16 protein-coding genes are annotated in these 18,966 nt (G+C 60.2%); 8 read left to right on the top strand and 8 right to left on the bottom strand.

Features of this window, described 5'->3' with window-relative positions; all coding sequences use genetic code 11:
- Window positions 1-18: 18 nt before the first annotated feature.
- The gene (locus OO258_RS14840) at window positions 19-1,887 is read left to right on the top strand and encodes a DUF2075 domain-containing protein (RefSeq protein WP_266031225.1); all 1,869 of its coding nucleotides are present in this window, start codon (window positions 19-21) and stop codon (window positions 1,885-1,887) included.
- A gap of 330 nt (window positions 1,888-2,217) precedes the next feature.
- Here OO258_RS14840 and OO258_RS14835 read toward each other — a convergent pair whose 3' ends face one another.
- The 7 genes from OO258_RS14835 to OO258_RS14805 all read right to left on the bottom strand — a co-directional run bounded on the left by OO258_RS14835 (window position 2,218) and on the right by OO258_RS14805 (window position 9,918).
- Complete coding sequence (locus OO258_RS14835) at window positions 2,218-3,225, bottom strand: Ldh family oxidoreductase (RefSeq protein WP_266031223.1); 1,008 nt, start codon at window positions 3,223-3,225, stop codon at window positions 2,218-2,220.
- Between the two features lie 230 nt (window positions 3,226-3,455).
- The gene (locus OO258_RS14830; protein WP_004576158.1) at window positions 3,456-4,289 is read right to left on the bottom strand and encodes a substrate-binding periplasmic protein; all 834 of its coding nucleotides are present in this window, start codon (window positions 4,287-4,289) and stop codon (window positions 3,456-3,458) included.
- A gap of 57 nt (window positions 4,290-4,346) precedes the next feature.
- Window positions 4,347-5,012 carry an amino acid ABC transporter permease gene (locus OO258_RS14825; RefSeq protein WP_266031220.1) on the bottom strand — a complete coding sequence of 222 codons (666 nt, stop codon included), beginning with the start codon at window positions 5,010-5,012 and terminating at the stop codon, window positions 4,347-4,349.
- Window positions 5,009-5,650 carry an amino acid ABC transporter permease gene (locus tag OO258_RS14820; protein ID WP_004576156.1) on the bottom strand — a complete coding sequence of 214 codons (642 nt, stop codon included), beginning with the start codon at window positions 5,648-5,650 and terminating at the stop codon, window positions 5,009-5,011. The genes OO258_RS14825 and OO258_RS14820 overlap by 4 nt, the downstream gene beginning before the upstream one ends.
- A complete protein-coding gene (locus OO258_RS14815; RefSeq protein WP_004576155.1) occupies window positions 5,650-6,459 on the bottom strand; it encodes an amino acid ABC transporter ATP-binding protein in 810 nt (269 codons plus the stop codon). The genes OO258_RS14820 and OO258_RS14815 overlap by 1 nt, the downstream gene beginning before the upstream one ends.
- Window positions 6,460-6,472: 13 nt before the next feature.
- On the bottom strand, window positions 6,473-7,780 hold the full coding sequence (locus OO258_RS14810) for a M24 family metallopeptidase (RefSeq protein WP_014592431.1): 1,308 nt from the start codon (window positions 7,778-7,780) through the stop codon (window positions 6,473-6,475).
- Window positions 7,781-7,881: 101 nt separating this feature from the next.
- The gene (locus tag OO258_RS14805) at window positions 7,882-9,918 is read right to left on the bottom strand and encodes an NADH:flavin oxidoreductase (RefSeq protein ID WP_266031217.1); all 2,037 of its coding nucleotides are present in this window, start codon (window positions 9,916-9,918) and stop codon (window positions 7,882-7,884) included.
- A 123-nt stretch (window positions 9,919-10,041) separates the two neighbouring features.
- Between OO258_RS14805 and OO258_RS14800 the strand changes: the two genes are divergently transcribed.
- Window positions 10,042-10,689 (top strand): TetR/AcrR family transcriptional regulator, encoded by a 648-nt coding sequence (locus OO258_RS14800; protein ID WP_266031215.1) that lies wholly within the window; start codon window positions 10,042-10,044, stop codon window positions 10,687-10,689.
- Between the two features lie 128 nt (window positions 10,690-10,817).
- Here OO258_RS14800 and OO258_RS14795 read toward each other — a convergent pair whose 3' ends face one another.
- Window positions 10,818-13,211, bottom strand: coding sequence for a TonB-dependent siderophore receptor (locus OO258_RS14795; protein ID WP_266031213.1), 2,394 nt, complete (start codon window positions 13,209-13,211; stop codon window positions 10,818-10,820).
- Between the two features lie 169 nt (window positions 13,212-13,380).
- Here OO258_RS14795 and OO258_RS14790 point away from each other — a divergent pair, with 169 nt between their 5' ends.
- The 6 genes from OO258_RS14790 (at window position 13,381) to OO258_RS14765 (ending at window position 18,959) form a co-directional block, all read left to right on the top strand.
- Window positions 13,381-14,151 (top strand): nuclease-related domain-containing protein, encoded by a 771-nt coding sequence (locus OO258_RS14790; protein ID WP_266031211.1) that lies wholly within the window; start codon window positions 13,381-13,383, stop codon window positions 14,149-14,151.
- A gap of 350 nt (window positions 14,152-14,501) precedes the next feature.
- A complete protein-coding gene (locus OO258_RS14785; RefSeq protein ID WP_266031209.1) occupies window positions 14,502-15,020 on the top strand; it encodes a type IV secretion protein IcmW in 519 nt (172 codons plus the stop codon).
- Window positions 15,013-15,870, top strand: coding sequence for a hypothetical protein (locus OO258_RS14780; protein ID WP_266031207.1), 858 nt, complete (start codon window positions 15,013-15,015; stop codon window positions 15,868-15,870). The genes OO258_RS14785 and OO258_RS14780 overlap by 8 nt, the downstream gene beginning before the upstream one ends.
- A 12-nt stretch (window positions 15,871-15,882) precedes the next feature.
- Complete coding sequence (locus OO258_RS14775; RefSeq protein WP_266031205.1) at window positions 15,883-16,638, top strand: hypothetical protein; 756 nt, start codon at window positions 15,883-15,885, stop codon at window positions 16,636-16,638.
- 46 nt (window positions 16,639-16,684) lie between these two features.
- Window positions 16,685-17,776: a hypothetical protein gene (locus OO258_RS14770; protein ID WP_266031203.1), complete on the top strand. Its 1,092-nt coding sequence runs from the start codon at window positions 16,685-16,687 to the stop codon at window positions 17,774-17,776.
- A 7-nt stretch (window positions 17,777-17,783) separates the two neighbouring features.
- Window positions 17,784-18,959 (top strand): hypothetical protein, encoded by a 1,176-nt coding sequence (locus OO258_RS14765; RefSeq protein ID WP_266031201.1) that lies wholly within the window; start codon window positions 17,784-17,786, stop codon window positions 18,957-18,959.
- Window positions 18,960-18,966 lie beyond the last annotated feature (7 nt).

Genomic DNA, 18,966 nt, shown 5'->3' with positions numbered 1-18,966 from the left:
CGCACCTAAGGACAACCCGTGATCGTTTACGCTGCGACCAAACAGCAATTTCTTAAAGACAACGATAACGATGACATTGAGGAGGTGATCCTCAGGCACTACAAGGAAGCTACCGGCAAGAACGTTGGCTCCTCGGAAATCAGGTCGTGGCAAGGGTCCCTGACGTACATGGCCAAGGTCCTTAGAGATGAGGGCCTCCCGAGCGATGCAGGCCTGGCCATTGAATTGCACATTCCGCAGTCGTCAAAGCGAATCGACTTTCTACTCACCGGTCGCGACGAAAACCAGGCAAAAAAGGCCGTTCTGATTGAGCTGAAGCAATGGAGTAAGGCCAACGCCACAACCAAAGACGCCATCGTCAAAACGGCATTGGGTGGCGGCCTCATTGAGACCATTCACCCGTCCTATCAGGTCTGGTCCTATGCAGCGCTGCTGGAAGGCTTTAACGAGGCGGTGTATGACAAAAGCATCGAAATCCGTCCGTGTGCCTACCTCCACAACTACGTCAGCGACGGGGTTATAGATTCAGCCCACTATGAGCCCCACATCAGCAAGGCTCCGCTGTTTCTGAAAGGCCCGGAAGAGCTCAGTAAACTCAGAACTTTTCTGAAAAAGCATATAAGCCATGGCGACAACAAAGAGGTGCTGTACGAGCTGTCCGAAGGAAAAATTCGCCCATCCAAGGCGCTAGCCGAAGCCCTCGCGGGGTTGATGAAAGGCAAACCCGAGTTCGTATTGATTGACGATCAGAAAGCAATTTTTGAGTCGGTGCTAGCGGCGGCAAGCGAGGCCTCGGACCAAGCACCCAAGGTGATGATCATCGAAGGTGGACCGGGCACCGGAAAAACTGTTCTGGCTATCAATCTGCTGGTGAAGCTCACCGAATTGAAGCTGATGAGCAAATACGTTTCCAAGAATGCCGCCCCTCGCAAGGTCTACGAAAGCAAACTGGTTGGCACCATCAAGCGTAGCCATTTCTCGAATTTCTTTTCAGGCTCAGGGGCATTCATCGACACTGAGCCCAACACATTCGATGCGCTTATCGTGGACGAGGCTCACCGGCTGAATGAGAAAAGCGGGCTTTATGGAAACCTTGGGGAGAACCAGATCAAGGAGCTGATTGACTCAGCGAAATGCTCCATTTTCTTCATTGATGAGGACCAGCGTGTAACCTTGAGCGATATCGGCAGCAAGCAGGCGATTCGCGCCTTTGCGAAAGCCAAGGGTGCGGTGGTTGAAGAACACGTGCTGTCTTCGCAGTTTCGCTGCAGTGGTTCTGACGGTTACCTGGCATGGCTGGATGACACGCTAGGCATTCGCTCGACGGCAAATCCGACGCTTGAGACCCAAGAGTACGAGTTTAAGGTGTTCGACTCACCTCAGGCGATGCATGACGCAATCAACGAGAAAAACCACGGGAACAAAGCTCGTGTGGTCGCGGGCTATTGCTGGCCTTGGTTGAGCAAGAAAGACCCCACCGCTGCTGATATCGTGATTGGTGACTACAAACGCCAATGGAATCTGGATCAGGATGGCAGCCTATGGATCATCGCTGAAAACTCCATCGAGCAGGTTGGCTGCATTCATACCTGCCAAGGTTTGGAAGTCGACTACGTCGGGGTAATTATCGGACCAGATCTGGTCGTGCGTGACGGTCAGGTAATGACATCCCCGGATGAGCGCGACAAGCACGATAAATCGATTCGCGGCTGGAAAAAAATGATGAAAGAGCAACCTACCCTCGCGAAAAGTGAAACAGACCTGATCATCAAAAATACATACCGAACCCTGATGACACGGGGGATGAAGGGTTGCTACCTGTACTGCACCGACAAAGAGACGGCGCAATACTTCGAGAGTCGGCTTAGCCAACACGGCAATCATTGACGGTATCGTTTGCTAAGAGCCCCTGTACCGACAAGCGCAGGGGCAACGATCAACAGGATGACCATTTGCTTTATAGATTCGGCCCCGATTCGTTTTCGGGGGCGGTTCTCAAAAAGCACCGTCCATCGGAATCCAGACAACGCAGCGTTCCAACTGGTATTCCAAGCAAGTTGACCAAAAAATTATTTACCAGCCAAAACAGATAGATACCGACCGGCTTCAAATTACCCCGGCACCTGCAGTCCGAACACGCCAACCTGCTAGGCACTCCCAACGCAACTGCTGCCCTTCAGCGTTTTCTAGCCTGGTCGCCAGTAGCAAAGGGTATGCCTACCCCACCCGCCCCCTAAACGCATCGTACGCCGCTACCGGCAAGCTGACCCCCTCACAGACCGCTCGAGCATAAGCTTGCTCTTTACCCTTCCCCGGCAAGTAAACCCCCAAGGCCTCAAGCCGAGCCATCTGCTCGCCCAGCCTTAAAGCAAAGCACTCATCCAGCAACCTGGGAGCAATACCAATCACCAGCATCCCAGCCCCAGGGGATTCGCTACCAGCACGGAAATCCGCTGCATCCAACGACCAATTGGCCCCCGTCACCCCCGCCGCAAGCACCTCAACCATCAACGCAATATTGGCCCCACGACCGCCCCCAAACGCCAGCAACGTTCCATGCAGTGCCTCCCGCGCGCTGCGCGTTTCATTGCCTTGCCCATCAACCGCCCAGCCTGCCGGTATCGCCTCTCCCGCTTCAGCGGCCCGCAGCAGGTTCACGTAAGCCGTGGCGCTGCTAGCTTGGTCAATCGCCAGTAACCGCCCCGTGTCACTGGCGGCGGCAAATGCGATGGGGTTGGTGGAGTACAGCGGTCGGCTCTGGCCGGCCACGGTGAGCAGCGGTGAGCCATTGGTGAACGCCAACGCGACCAGGCCCTCGCGCGCCAGGCGACGGGTGTAATAGCCCAACTCGCCGCAGGTGAACGCGTTGAACTGCGCAAACAGGGCGATACCCAGTTGATGCGCATTGCTGCACAGCTGTGGGAAGGCGCGATCGAACCCCAGTTGTGCGATGCCTCGGGCCGCGTCGCAGCGGATCATGGCTGGCGCGACCTGGGTCACGATGGGCTCGGCAGCCTTGGCGATTCGGCCGGTGGCAAAGCCGCTGAGGTAGTCAGGTAAATGACCGAAACCGAGTTCGTGTTGGCCATGGGCCTGGGCTGATACGGTGGCGTTGGCAAGCGCCGTGGCCACGGCGTAGCTGGCGCCGTGGGCCAGGCAGAGCTGTCGGGCGAAGGTGGTGGCATCGGTCAGGGACAGGCGCTTTTCGGGGTTTTCGTCGTCCATGGTTTCAGTGTTCCCGGATAGTAGGTGTGCCGCAGGCTGAAAACCTGCAGGGGCGGGCTTGCCTGCGAACACCGGCACAGCCGGTGCCAACCACCGCGTTGGATTCTTCGCGGGCACGCCCGCTCCCACAGGGTATGCGGCGCGCTCACGGGCCTTGTTCTCTGCGCGACAGCGCTGCCCGGAGGGCTGGGCAATCTCCCACAGGATTTGGGTCGTTCAGTTAGTCATCTTTACTGAATCATCCTGGGCTCACCCACTTTTGCAGCCTCGCGGTCCAGGCCAAACGAGGCGAGGATTTCTGCGATTTCGCCCGAGGCGTGCAAGGCTTGGATGTTCTTGCCCAGTGCCTCGCCCAGGGCGGCGTTGGCCTTGGTGTACGGGAAGGCGCTCTGCCCGGGCTCAAGCGTGGCCTTGACCCGTTGATCGGGCTCGGACACCTTGATGCTCTTGCCGGGGTAGCCGCCCTTCTGCTGCGAAGACACGGCCACCGCGAAGCTGTCCGCACCAACCTGGATGCGCCTGGACGCCAGGTCCTGGGCCATGGCCACGGGGTTCGGGTAGAGCACCAGGTTATCGCCAAAGGCTTTCTTCAAATCGTCCACCCACAGGTAGCCTTGCACGGTGCCGATACGCTTGCCATCCAGTTCGGAAATCTTCGTGTAACCCTCATCCGAAATGATGCCCATCACGTCCAGGTACAAGGGTGCCGACAAGCCCAACGCCTTGCTGCGCTCTGCCGTGCGATACCAATCACCGATGCCGACATCGGCGCGCTTTGCCACCACTGCCTGGACGACGGCTGCCGTGTCCACCACCATGGTTTTGACTTTGAGGCATTCGCGCTCGGCGATGCGCTTGATGATCTCGCCGTCCACGCCGCTCAACTGGTTGTTCGGCCCCGGTATCGAGTAAGGCGGGAAGACATACGCCGCCACGGTCAGCACACCCGGGGTGATGGTTTCAAACTGGTTCGCGGGGGTGCATTCGGCCAGGGCGTACGGGGCGCCGGCCAAGGTCGAGCACAAGAACATCCAACGGGTAAAACGCTTGAATGAGCGAGTCATGACGTCACCTTTGCAATAAGAGAGCAGCAGCCGAAATCGGCGCGAGTGGATTTGTTGTTATGGCTGGCTGGGGGCCAGTCTTTTTTCCAGCGCTGCCACACCCAGGGTCGCCGGGGCGCAGACAGCGGCATACATCAAACCGGCCAGTATCAGCACCGGCATGTACTCGAACGTGGAAGAGCCAATGGAAGACGCCCGGCTGACAATTTCTGGCAGGGCGATGGTGAAACACAGCGAAGAGGCCTGGAACATCATGATCGAGAACCCCAGCAGCGATGGCAGCGCCACCCGCAAGGCCTGAGGCAGGATCACAAAGCGCAGCGCGTCGAACCGGTTGAGGCCGATCACTTCGGCGGCCTCGGTTTGCCCTGCGGCCACCGACTCGATGCCACCGCGAATGATTTCACTGGTGTAGGCCGCCGTGCAGTACGCCATGGCCAGCGCAGCGGCCCAGAACGAAGTCAGGGTGAGGTTGACGCTGGGCAGGCCAAAGTAAAAATACTGCAGCAGGATCAACGCCGGTGCGCCACGCCCCAGTTCCACCACCACCAGGGAGGGGTAACGCAACCAGCGGCTCGGCGACGAAACGCCCAGTGCCAGCAACAGCCCCAGCACAACGCCCAGGCCCAGGCCCAGGCTGACGGCCGTGACCTGCATCGACAGCACAAAGCCCTTCCACAACTCCGGCAACCATTGCATCCACATCGTCAGCAGTTCGCTCATCGGGCAATCCTCTGTTTCAACGTGGCCGACAGCCAACGAGAGAACAAGGCCACTGGCACGCTGAGCACCAGGTACACCACCGCCGCCGCGCTGTAGACGCTCAGGCCCTGAAAGGTTTGCTGTGAAACCTGGTAAGCCTGAAAACTGATTTCACCAACGCCAATCGTCGAGGCCACGGCCGAATCCTTGAGCAGGCCAATGGCGTAGGTGGCTGAGGTGGGAATGGCGATACGCACCAACTGCGGCAACACCACATCGAAAAACCGTTGCGGCGCCGACAGGTTAAGCACATAGGCGGCTTCGAACTGGCCGGCGGGAATTGCCGCGAACGCACCGCGGTACACCTCGGACATGTGCGCCGCCGTGATCAACCCCAGGCCAACCACCGCTGCGGTAAACGGCGACAGGCTGATATAGCCGCCACCGATGCCGAAGAAGATGAAGAACAGCCAGACAATCGGGGGGATTGAGCGCAGGGTCAGCACCAGCATGGCAGCCAGAATGCTCAGCACCTTGAACCTGGACATGCGCAGGGCACAGATGGGAAACCCCAGCACTACGCCGACACAGAATGCGAGCACGGTAACGGCTATGGTCCAGGGTATGCCGTTCAGCAGCATCATCAGGATGTCTTTCATCAGCGATTCCTCACTGCCTGGAGGAACTGGATCACCCGTTCATGCTCAGGCTCGCGCATCACGCGCTGGCTCGGCCCGTGTTCGATGATGCGCCCGTCAGCCATGACCACCACCCGGTCGGACACGGTTTCGGCGAAGTGCATCTCGTGAGTCACGACAATCATCGACATGCCTTCGCCGGCCAGCTCTTTCATCACCGCCAGCACCTCCAGGCCCAGCTCGGGGTCCAGCGCCGAGGTCGGCTCATCGAACAGCATCAGCTCAGGGTCCAGTGCCAGGGCGCGGGCGATGGCGATCCGTTGCTGCTGGCCACCAGAGCAGCGCGCCGGATAATGCTGGGCCTTGTCAGCCAGCCCAACGCGTTCGAGCAGTTGCAAGGAGCGGGCGTCGGCTTCTTTGGCGCTGCGGCCCAAGGTGCGGATTTGCGCCAGGCTTACGTTGCGCAGCACCGTCAGGTGCGGAAACAGATTGAACGACTGGAACACCATGCCAATGCGCCGGCGCAACTTCAGCAGCTCTGTACGGGGCAACGCCTTGCCAGCTTCGATGTGCACGCCATCCATGCTGACCCGCCCCTTGGTCGGTGGCTCCAGTTGGTTGATGCAGCGCAGCAAGGTACTTTTGCCCGACCCACTGGGGCCGATAATGGCCACCACCTCGCCCTTGTTCATTTCAAAACACACGTCGTGCAAGACGGGGTATGGGCCAAACTGTTTATGAATGCCTTCCAGGCGCAAGAACGGTTCGGCGCTGGCCACCGGGCGCGGCGCCAAGGTGGGTGCGGTTTCGATCACAGTCATGCTGCTCATGGTTTTGCTCCAGCTATCGATCGCCGTCGACCAAGGGTGTGCGCGAGAGTTTGATCGGCCCGTTGGCGCTGATCAGCACCTGCTCTTCGAGCTTCACCCCTTCCCCACCACCTTGCTCACCGATGTAACTTTCCACCGACACCACCATGTTTTCCTCGAACAGGCCGTCGTACCCCCACTCGGCGAAATCCACCGCGTAGGCGACGCTGGGGTACTCGTCCACCAGCCCGACGCCGTGCAGCATCATCATGTAGCGGTTGTGCTCGAAGCGCTGGGGCACCGGCCAGCAGCGCTCGGCGAACTCGCGAAAGGACAGGCCCGGGCGCAGCAGTTCGACGTTGTGGTTGATCTGCTGTGAGGCGATGTCCAGCAAGTCGCGTTGGGCCATGGTCGGCGCCTTGCCGGGGCAGATGAAGCTGCGCGAGATGTCTGAAAGGTAACCACCGGGCCCGACCATGTCGGTGTCGAAACAGACCATCTCACCGGCCTTGATGACCTTGTCGGTGGCGTCCTGAAACCACGGATTGGTGCGCGGCCCGGAGCTGAGCAGGCGGCTTTCGGCCCACTCTCCGCCGTGCGCGACATTGGTGCCGTGCATGATGCTCCACAGCTGGTTTTCAGTAACCCCCGGCACCAGGCTTGTGCGCATCCGGGCAATGGCCAGGTCGCACACGCCCATGGACACCCGGTGGCTGGCCACTTCTTCAGCCGATTTGATCAAGCGTGCCTGCTCCATCAATGGCTGCGCATCGAACAGTTCGATGCCTTGGTGTGTCAGGCGCTGCGCGCCCCAAGGGTCACAGCGGTCGACCGCCAAGCGGCGATTGCCGCCACCGTGGCGGGCCATCAGGTCCGCCACCTCCTGTGCCCAGCGCTCGGCTTTTTCCTGCACGCGGGGGCCCGCGAGGAAATACAGCCAGGGAATCGCCGGGCGAATTTCATCGATGGTTTCAACATGCTCGCTGTTGTGCCGGCTGCTGGTGAACTCGAACAGCACCACCGGGCCGTCGGTGGCCACGAACACATAGCGGCTGGGCGAGTGCATCACCCACAAACCAAGGTTATTGGTGTCGGTGGCATAGCGAATATTGATCGGATCGGCCAACAGAATGCCGGCGTAATCCTGGGCGCGCAGTTGCTCGCGAATGCGCTCCAGGCGGTAATGGCGCAAGGCTTTGCGATCGATGGCGGCATACGCATCGAGTAACGCCGTGTCGACCGGCGCGATGGCATGTTCAGTGACCTTGGCATCGCTGCGAAAGCGCAGGTCGCGTTCGGTTAACGCCGTGAGCAGCTCAATGGAATCAGAACCCGTTTGCATGCAACAACCTCCGCTGAGTCAGACCAACTTTCGGGGCAGTAACTAAAAGGTTTCTAAATCTGGTGACGGCTGTCTTTATTGTTGTGGGCGAGATGCGGCAGCTAGAGGTCCTTGACCAGCCGCAGGGCATCGTAGATGGCCGCATGGGTATTGCGCGACGCCACTGCATCACCAATGCGGAACAGCTGGAAGCGCCCTTCGGGGTTGCTGAGAACATTTTGCGGCTTGCCGACAATCAGGTCCATGTACTCCAAGGCACCTTCGTTGCTGGCCAGGGGCTTGAGGTCGAAATACAGCTCGTCCAGCGGCCGAGTGCCGTGGTTGACCACCACCTGATCCACCAGGCGCGTTTTGGTCAGGTCGCTGTAATCGGTGCCGATCGTGGCCAGCAATTGGTCGCCTTGTTTCTCCACGGCCTTGAGCCGGTAGGTGACGGTAAACGTGGTGTCCAGGTGCTGTAACGCGCGCATGTAGGGCACCAAGTTCATGCCCATGACTTCTGGCGCGAACGAGCGGTCAGGGGTCATGATTTCAGTCTTGGCGCCACTGCGGGCGATGAATTCGGCGGCTTGCAGGCCGGCGTGGTCGCCCGCATCGTCGTACACCAGCACATTGCGCCCAGGCTTCACGTCGCCGGAAATGATGTCCCAGCTTGAAACCAGAAACTGATTGCCGTGCTCCAGCACTTCGGTGTGCGGCATGCCCCCGGTCGCCACGATCACTACGTCGGCATTTTCATCGAGCACAATCGCGGTGTCTGCCCAGGTGTTGAAGTGGAACCTCACGCCAAGGCGCTCGCATTGCGCCATGCGCCAGTCGATGATGCTGATCATTTCCTTGCGCCGCTCGGACTGTGCGGTCAGGCGAATCTGCCCGCCGGGTTTGTCCGCCAGCTCGTACACCACCACCTCGTGGCCGCGCTCGCCTGCCACACGTGCCGCCTCCAGGCCACCAGGGCCGGCACCGATAATCACCACTTTGCGCTTCTGCACAGCCTTGGGTATTTCGTGAGGCATGGTGGTTTCACGCCCGGTCGCGGCATTGTGGATGCAGTAGGCCGCGCCTGCGTTGTAAATGCGGTCCAGGCAATAGTTGGCGCCTACACAAGGGCGGATATCGTCTTCACGGCCTTCGATGATCTTGCGCACGATGTGCGGGTCAGTCATGTGCGCGCGGGTCATGCCGACCATGTCCACCAACCCCGAGGCAATGGCATGACGCGCCGTGGCCACGTCGGGAATTTTTGCTGCATGGAAGGTCGGGAAGCCGGTCAGCGTCTTTATTTCGCCAGCAAAGTCCAGGTGCGGGGCATTGCGCATACCCTGGATCGGGATGATGTCGGTCAGCCCGGCGTCGGTGGCGATGTTGCCGCGAATCACATTGAGGAAGTCGATCATGCCACTGTCTTTCAACAGTTGAGAGATCTGCAAGCCCTCCTCTTTTTGCAGGCCACCGGCGAGCACTTCGTCCCCGGTGTAGCGAATGCCGACAATAAACTCCGGGCCCACGCGCTTGCGAATGGCCGTAAGCACATCGAAGGTGAAGCGCAGGCGGTTTTGCAGCGAGCCGCCGTACGGCCCTTCCAGTTCGTTGGTCAGTGGCGACCAGAACTGGTCCATCAAGTGGCCGTAGGCTTGCAGCTCGATGCCATCCAGGCCGGCGGCCTTCATGCGTTCGGCGGCATCGGCATAGTCGCGAATGATGCGGTCGATGTCCCACTGTTCAAGCTGCTTGGGGAAGGCGCGGTGTGCGGGTTCCTGATTGTGGGAGGGCGACACCACCGGTAGCCAGTCGCCTTTGTCCCAGCGGGTACGCCGGCCCAGGTGAGTGAGCTGGATCATCACCGCTGCACCATGTTCGTGGCACTCGTCGGTCAGGTCTTTCATCCAGCCGACCACCTCGTCCTTGTAGGCCAGAATGTTGTTGAACACAGGTGGGCTGTCACGGGAGATCGCGGCGGAGCCAGCGGTCATGGTCATGGCTACGCCGGCTTTGGCACGTTCAACGTGGTAGGCCCGGTAGAGCTTTTTCGGCATCCCGTCTTCCGGGTAGGCCGGTTCGTGGGACGTGGTGATGATGCGGTTGCGCAGGGTCAAATGCTTGAGGCGATAAGGCTGAAGTAGCGGATCGTTTTTCATATCGGTCTCGCAAACAGGTCATCAGGCACGCCGACAATATGCCCCTGTGTACACAGGTGTCAATACTCTTGACGATGGTGTACAGTTGCCACAAAGCGCACATTGAAAAGGGAAGAAATGCCCATGAAAGGAACCACCTCAAAGGCGGAAGCAGCAGGCCGAGGTTCACTTGAAGGCTGGCTGAATGCGGCCTATGAAAGCCTGACCGAGTCAGGTGTGGATGCCGTGCGAGTGATGCCGCTGGCCAAAAAGCTGAATTTGTCGCGCACCAGCTTCTACTGGTTTTTCGAAGACCGCGATGCCTTGCTCGTGGCCTTGATCGAGCAATGGAAAAACAAGAACACCTTCAACCTGGTGACCAAATCCCAGGCCTATGCCGAGTCCATCACCGAGGCGATTCTCAACGTCTTCGACTGCTGGCTGAACAGCGAATTGTTCGACTCGCAATTCGAGTTCGCCATGCGCAGTTGGGCGCTGCAGTCGCCAGAAGTGGCGCAGGAAATCGGCCAGGCAGACGCGCAACGCGTCGAGGCATTGCGGCAGATGTTCGACCGCTTCGGCTTTGAACACGATGCTGCGATTACCCGCGCCCGTTCCATCTACCTGACGCAAATCGGCTACATCAGCATGAAAACCCGGGAACCCCTGGCCCAGCGCATGCGCTACATTCCCGAGTACCTGAAGATATTCACCGGCAGGGAACCGGAAGCCCGTGAGCTGGAGCGTTTTTATCAGCGCAACGGTTTTAGCGACGCCGATTTGAAGGTCTAAAAACACCGGCTCAAAAGTCAGTCTCTTTGCAGATACGGGGGTTCATTGCAAGCTTCAGGATCTTGCGCACCCGTGGGCACGGGTTCACCCGCGAACAGGTGCGCAACCCGTGCCATACCCTGGCCGCCTTACCAGCTATAACTCACCTTGGCCGTAATCTCACGCCCCGGGTTGTAGTAATCCGCCGTCCCCGACCCCACCACATGCTGTTCGTCAAACAAGTTGCTCACATTCAGCGCCAGGTCTGTCCCCTTGGCAATCTTGTAGTTGAGCGCCGCATCAAACAGTGTGGTGCCATCACTTTTCTTGGTGTTGGCAGCATCCATGTAGTACCCCCCGACATAGCGCGCCCCCAGGCCAACGCTTACGTCAGTGGCGGGAATGTCGTAGTAGCTCCACAGCGAGGCGGTATGTTTGGGCGCGACGGTGAATTCCTTGCCCTTGAGCGAAGAGCCGTCATACAGCGAACCGCGCAGCACTTCGGTCTCCATGTAGGAATAAGCACCGATCAGGCTGAGGTTCTGCGTGACTTGGGCCTTGGCTTCCAGGTCCAGGCCGCGTGCTCGCGATTCGCCCACCGTTTGCTGTTCGATAATGCCGCTGGGCAGCACCACAGCGATGGTGACGTTTTCCTGGGTCAGGTCATAAACGGCAGCGGAGAACAATGCGTCCATGCCCAGCGGCGAGTATTTCACGCCCACTTCGTACTGCCTGCCGGTCTGCGGGGTAACGCCAACCTGAGGCGGCGAAACCGATTCCACCATGCTTATGTAGGTCGACACCTCGTCGTTGACGATGTAGGTCAGCGCACCGCGGTATGAGGTTTCAGAGAAGTTGTCGCTTTGCTTGTTCACGCCACCGACGTATTCGGTGCTGGACAGGTCCATGGAGTCATTACGCACACCGGCAGTCGCGATCACACGGTCGTAGAACGACAGGTTCTGCTGCAGGAACACCGCCTTGGTGGTGGCGTCGTTCTTCTTGCGGGTGTAGGGCGTGACACCACCGGGAACACCGGTGAACACTGGGTTGGCAATGTCGATGGAGGGGGCAAGGCTGTATACCGAGCTCTGTTTGGTGCTCGAGTCCAGGTACTCCACACCGACCAGGGTGCTGCTGTCGATGTGCTCGAACTGGGCATCGTACTGCAGCATCAGGTTGCCGTTGAGCTGGTCGGCATCGCTGTCGGTGCCGAAAACGTAGCGCGGGATGGTGGTGCCGACGCGCGCGGCGCTGTCGCTCAGGTAGACATAGCCGAAGTCATCGCTCAGCTCGCTGTAGCGCAGGTTGCTGCGCAGGGTGAAGCCGTTGTCGAAGTCGTGGGTGATGTTGCCGCTCAGGCTGGTGCGCTCGACATCGTGGAAGTTGTAGCCGGGCTCGCCGTAGAAGTCGCTGCGGTCGTACTCCTTGTCCAGGGGGTAGCCACCGCTGTTCGGCGAGCTGTTGGTCTTGAGGTAATCCAGCACCACCGTGGCCGAGGTGAAGTCGGTGGGTGCCCAGGTCAGGCCGCCCATGACGAAGCGGTTATCGTCCTGCGAATGGTCGTACTCGCGGTCGCTGTTCTGCATCTTGGCCGTGAAGCGGCCGGCCAGTGTTTGTTCGTCGTTCAGCGCATCGCCTACATCGATCCCGGTTTCGGCATGGTCGTAGGAGCCGTAGGTCACGTAGCCTTGGCCAAACTTCTCGAAGCGTGGTTGCTTGGTCACGAAGTTGACCGAGCCACCCGGGTCTGCCGGGCCGAACAAGGTGGAGTTGGCGCCACGCAGGATCTCGATGCGCTCGTAGGCATACGGGTCTTCGCGCACACCACGCATCGAGCTCAGGGTCAGGCCGTCACGGTAGGTAGTCGCCTGGAAGCCGCGGATCTGAAAGTAGTCGTTGCGGTCGTCCGAGCCATAGAAGTCACTGACCACGCCTGGGGTGTACTGCAGGGCCTCCTCGGTGGTGCTGACGCTGCGCTGCTGCATTTCCTTGTTGGTCACCACAGACACGGACGCGGGTGTGTTGAGGATGCTGGTCGCCACCTTGCCGCCCACCCACAGCTCCTTGGCCACTACCGAGTTCAGGTCATCATCGGCGCTGGCCTTGACCTTGGCATTGATGATGACCGGCGCCAGGCGATAGTCCTCGATGGCGCCAAGCTCCAGCGGGCCGGCAGGCTTTGCCTGGGGGATGACCAGGTAAGCATTCGGGCCCTGCTGCTCGACCTGCAAGTCGGTACCCTGCAACAGCGTCGACAGTGCTGCCGATGGCGCCAGGCTGCCCTGCACGCCTTGGGTCGTGCGATTGGCCACGTTCTGCGCATCGAAGGACAGGCTGATACCTGCCTGCCGGGCAAAGCGGTCCAACGCCGGTGCCAATGCGCCGCCAGGGATGTTCCACTGCTGCATCTGGGTGTTCTGATCAGCGCCCGAGGGTTGCGCCAGCGACGGCAATGCGTGGCTGCTCACTACCAAACCCAGAATTGCAGCGTGCAAGGCACGGTTCAATGGATGGCGCTGTGGTACCGGTGTCGAACTCATTCTCTAGCTCCGTGGAGGGTCGGCAACTGGCCTGTATTCCGGCCTTATCCACAGGCCGAACGAGAATGAGAAAACACCTCATTTATTTTCGCTGCTGCGCAATGACATCGTGCCATCACGTCAATTTCGGTAAAGTCCGCAGCCCCATGGAACCTTGGAGCAACTCGAAATGGACTTCATCGCAGTTATCAGCCAGAACGCGGGCACCCTCAGCTGGTTCGTCCCGCTCGTCATACTCCTGATGGTACTCAAGCAGCCCGCGACCAAGGGGTATCTTGGCGAGCTGCTGGTGCGCTACTTCGTCTGGCTGAAGCTGGACGAGCAGGTCTATCGCAGCCTGCACAACATCACCCTGGATACCCCGGACGGCACCACGCAGATTGATCATGTGTTCATCTCGGTGTACGGCATTTTCGTGCTGGAAACCAAAAACATGAGCGGCTGGATCTTCGGCACTGAAAAGCAGGCGCAGTGGACGCAGAAACTCTACAAGCGCACTTTCAAGTTCCAGAACCCGTTGCGGCAGAACTACAAGCACCTCAAGGCGCTGGAGGCAACGTTGGGCGTCGACGCCACGCACCTGCATTCGGTCATCACCTTCGTGGGTGACAGCACGTTCAAGACCGCAATGCCAGCCAACGTCACCCAAGGCAGCAAATTCATTCGTTACATGAAGTCGTACGAGGAAGCGGTTTTCAGCGAGGCCGAAGTCGACGCCATGTTAGAAGCCCTGCAGGCCGGACGCCGCGCGCCGACGCTTGCCACCCATCGCGCGCATGTGCAAAACCTCAAGCGCCGCAGCGACCCGACAGCCGAGCGGCAATGCCCGAAATGCGGCAGCGCCCTGCTGGTTCGGAGCTACAAGTCGGGCACCAAGGCCGGCCAGCAATTCTGGGGCTGCTCGGCATTTCCCAAATGCCGAATCATGCAGAGTCTCTGAGGCAGGCGTTCACGCCATAGGGTCAGGCCCGCCCTCCTCCTGATCGGGGCCTCCCTTCTCCCACCTCGCGCAAACCCTGCGCTTCAGCCGCTGATTACGCACCACGAGCCGCTCCCGAGTGAGCAAGTTCCGCAGCGTATCAGCGGCCACCCTTCACCGCGCAAGCCACGCCAATCAAGGCATCCAACTGAATCTTCAGGCGCGAACCGCCCGCTGCACAGTGGCCATTTGCCAACATCGTGCACTTGTAATTCCCATGTCAAAAAGTTGATACGCCAGCATTTTTGATACAGAATTAGAAACAGGATGCATTTTAGCGTATTTCAGTATGCTTTAACCGAGTGCAGGGAATGGACGAATACACAACCGCCGGTGCGCACATACCGCCCATCGACTCGCTGGACCTCACGGCACACGGCGTCCTTGGCCATTTCGCGAAATCGTCGCGCAATGCCCTGCTGGTGAAGTTTCTGGTGAGCATGGACCACCTGGACCGCTGGGCGGTGGACTTCGACGAGGATGCCCCGGCGCATCAGTTCGAGATCCAGTTGCTGATGCAGGAGCTGCAGTCGTTCGTCGAGACCTATGCACGCGTCCTGCATCAGGTTCCACAGGCCTTTGCCGAGCTCCTGGCCCACCTCACCTCTTCGCGCTGCATGTACCTGGTCCGTTATGTGGCACAGCACAACGACGCGTTTAGCGGTGCGCTGGCGCCGCTGCTGGCTGGCGACCTGTCACAACTCGCTGACCTCACGGCATTTCGCCGCCGGCTGGATGCCTTCAGCAAAGCTCACCTGCTCAGCGAGATTTTCTCTGCAGAGCGGCTGCGCGAGATTTCACAGATCATGGAGAGTTACGCAGATGTATGACGGACGACTGAACCCTGTCGCTGTGGCAGTGGGCAAATCTGTGGGCAAGCGCGCGGTGCTGGGGGGTGTGCTAGGTGCCTGGCTTTTGCTGGCCGGGCCGGCGTTCGCCGCCACCAGCAGCCTGGGCTCCACGTCCAGCACCCTGCTCTCGGAGCAAAGCTCCGTGGTGGCCGAGGCCATCAAGGCCGACGCCCAGGACTGCGCCGACGGCACCAAGGAGGGGACGATCGGTGCCTCCATCAACGACGCGTTGAGAATCCATACTGAACTGGCTGCCGCAACGCCCAATGTCGAGTCGCTGTTCAGCGCCACGGCGGATTGCTTTGGGGGCCTGGGCAGCCTGTTCGACCTCTCCGGCTCCATCCCGAGCCTGGGCTCCATTTTCGCGGCAGCCCAGCAAGCGGTATTGAAATACGCGCAGAAGAAAGTCTGTACCGCGGTACAGCAGGTTTCTTCGATGGTCACCAGCCCCATCAACCAGGCGATCGGCAAGGTCAGCAGCGGCACTTCACTGGCGGACCTGAACGGGCTGACCAATGGCCTGGTCAGCAAGGGCATGAGTACACTCGACCCGGAACTGGGTAGCAGTTACCACAGTACCCCCGCCGGCTACGAGGCCACCTACACCGTCGACGTCAACCCGTTCAACTACATACAGACCGACTTCGGCGGCGGCGCCAGCACGGGTACCGGTACCGGTACTGGCACCACCACCAGCAGTGCAGCCACCACCAGCACCGTGGCGCCTGCAGCGAGCACCTCGTCTTCGAGCACCTCGAGCAGTACCAGCAGTTCGTCGTCCGGGTCAGCCAGCGGGTCGTCCGGCTCGGCTGCAGGCCTGTTCAACTAAAGGGGGCTGGCGATGAAGAAAGTCGCGGCAGTTCTGGCCGTTGGCCTAGGCCTGGGCGCTACGGCGCTTCCGGCCCAGGCACTGACCTGGGCTTCGGTGCTGACATTCATCAGCACCATGCAGAGCGAGATGAGTGCCTGGTCGGTGACCGTCAAGCAGACCGCGTTGTCCGCCAACGTGGTCTCGCAAATGGACAACGATTCGAAAAAGCAGCTTGCCAACGCAGTTGGGGCCATCGAGATGTCCGACCGGGCGATGGCGGCCGTGACCTCGTTCGACCCCGCAGTGGGGCAACCGGTCACCAGCAAATGCATCGCCCAGCAGCAGGGCAAGCTGATGGTCGAAGCGGTGTCACAGCGGGACAAGGACGCAGCGCGCCTGATGGCGACCTATTCCTCGCAGCGGGTGGGCTCCAGGGCAGTGGCCGACCGGGAAACCCTGGCCATGCACCGCGACAACTACTGCAGCGTGTCCGAAGCCAGGCAGGGCATGTGCACGCTCAACGCCAACGGCATGCAGGGCTGGGATGTGGACTACGCCGGGCCGTTCAGCGAAATGACCCTCGCCCCGGAAGGCGAGACCGCAGCGTATGCGTACACCGCCATGATCACGGATCAACGCGCGGAAGCGCACATCGACTGCACCACGGTCGCCTGCAATGCTGCCCAGTCGCAGCAACTCGCCGCCTCGGCCATGACCGCGATGGCTGCCAACTCTCTCGTAGGGCAGGTGACGGACCGTCGCGTGCCAATGCTCACAGGGCAGTGATATGAATTTTCGGCTCAAGCTAGCCAGCATTGTCGTGGGATCGACAATGCTCTCGGGTGTTTCCTACGGTGCGCTTTACGGTTTCGGCCCTGCCGAGATGTGGACCGCTGCGCAGATCAGCGCGCTGTCAGCATCCGTGGGTACCAACATCACCACGTTCGGCACGACCTTCGGTAACCAGATGACCATAAAGTTCGAGCAGATCATCTCGGCCGTGGCCGTAGCCACCAAGCAGGAAGCACTGTCAGCGAGCGTGGTCGCGGACAACAGCAGGCAAACCGCCGAGCAACTGATCAATGCCAGCCGCGCGCAGCAACAGAACGCGGCCGCGACCAAGGCCTACCTCGACTTCAACGCAGCGACCGGCCAAGGTTTCGACCCTTGCGGCACCGTGATCAAGAACAAGTCGATGGACATTGCATTCACCAGCATGGCGGCCAAGGCCAAGGCAGCTGTCGGTGAGCTGGATGCCTCTCCGGGTCGCCTGGTGGCTTCCACAGGCAAGGCGATGCAGCAACGCCTGCAAGAGCACCGCGACAAGTTCTGCACCGCCGCAGAGGCAGATGCCGGGCTGTGCACGCTCAGTACACTACCCGGTGGTGACACCAACGCCGCCCTGCTGTTCGAAGCCGCGGATGCTGACTCGCTGGCCACCGAAGCGCGTACCGCCTACATCCAGCACGTGATGGGTCCACCGGACGAAGCCTTGGTCAAGGCCGCTGGCGCTACGCCCGCCGGCGAAACCTACATGGTGCAGAAAAACCGCAAGGACTCGATGTTGTCTGTACCGGCCTACAGCCTGTCGATGATCAATGCCGCCAACACCCGCAGCACGGAGTTCGGCGGCAAGTCCCCCAATGAAGTGCTCAAGCTGCGCGTGAACCAGTACTTCGGTGGCAAGGAAGCGCAGGAATGGTCGGGCAACCTGGCCCGCCAGACCCAGCGCGGGTTGCTGGTGGAGGCTGCCAAGATGGGCGGCCTCGAGGTCTGGATTCATCAGCAGCAGTACGAGCAGAACCAACGGCTGCTCGCCAACCTGGCAACGCTGGTAATCGCCTCCTCTGACGGCCTGGACGCCCCGTTGGAAGCGCGCTACCAGAAAGTGTTGTCTGAAACAGCAGCGCAGTCGGTACAGTGAGGTGCCCATGAAAAAGGATTTCGACGCAGCGCGTGAAGCGCGCAAATGGAAGGTCTCGCTGGGTGCTTCGCTTGTGCTGACCTCTACGCTGGCTTGGGCCTATTGCCCGCCCCAGTATCAGGAAAATACCGTAGCGCCGGCATTCACTGCAGCCACCCAGACACTCAACGGCCTGGTGTCCGGGGTAGATGCTTCGCTGTCGGCCCTGCTTGAAACCGAGAGCCAGCGCCTGACCTCGGCCATCGCGATCCTGACCAAGCAGAAAGCCCTGGCGGCAAACCAGATCGCAGAAGCTGGGCACAATGCTGCCCAGCAAACGGCGACGGGGCTCAAGGTGCTGGCTCAGACCCAGCGGGTCAAGCAGTCACGCTTCGACTACGGTGGTGAATTCGGCCAAGGCTTTTCGCCTTGCTCGGTCTACGCGACGCGAACGTTGATCAGTGCCCGCGATGCCGACATGGGCACCGAAGTGCGCCAGCGGGTCAAGTCCGAGATCGTGGCGGCACCAGGCACCTACGCCGAGCCCATCAGCGCCCAGGCTGCGCTGGTCAAGGCGCGCAAGCAGTTCTGCACCCAGGACCAGGCAGATTCAGGCTTGTGCGAATCGGTCGGCTCGCTGCCGGGCGCCGACCTGACCGTGGCCACCCTGTTCGAACCCGTCATGGAAAACGAGCCGCTGTACCAGGCGAAAGTCGGGTTCGTCAATAACGTAGCCGGCCTGCCGGACGGCCCGGTGCCAGCATCGGCGGGCAAATCCGCAGCCACCGAAGACTATGCGCTTTCCAAGGCCCGCAAGGATGCGCTGGTGTCGCCGGCACTGGCCAGCCTCAAGGCAATCCAGCTCGACTATTCCGGCGTGGAAGGCACGGAAACAGGCACCGACCTGCCACTGGCCGTGCACTTTCGCAACGAGGTCAAACGCTACTCGGGCAATACGCCTCAATATGACAGCTGGGCCCGGGTCATGGCCGCACAGAACGAGCGAGGTGCGCTGATCGAGATCTTGAAGATCAAGGCGCTGGACCTGGCCATCCAGGAAAAGCAATATCGCCAGTACGAAAGCATGGAGGCTCAACTGGCTTCGCTGGTGTCCATGTCGGTAACTGCCGCGGGTGCGCAAACCCAGACCAGCCAAGCGGCAGCAGATGCCGCCAAGCAGAATGTGCAACAGAGCGTGCAGTGACGGAGCG

Source organism: Pseudomonas sp. DCB_BI, from assembly GCF_026240995.1.
GTDB lineage: Bacteria > Pseudomonadota > Gammaproteobacteria > Pseudomonadales > Pseudomonadaceae > Aquipseudomonas.
This window is presented reverse-complemented; position numbering and strand designations above follow the sequence as displayed.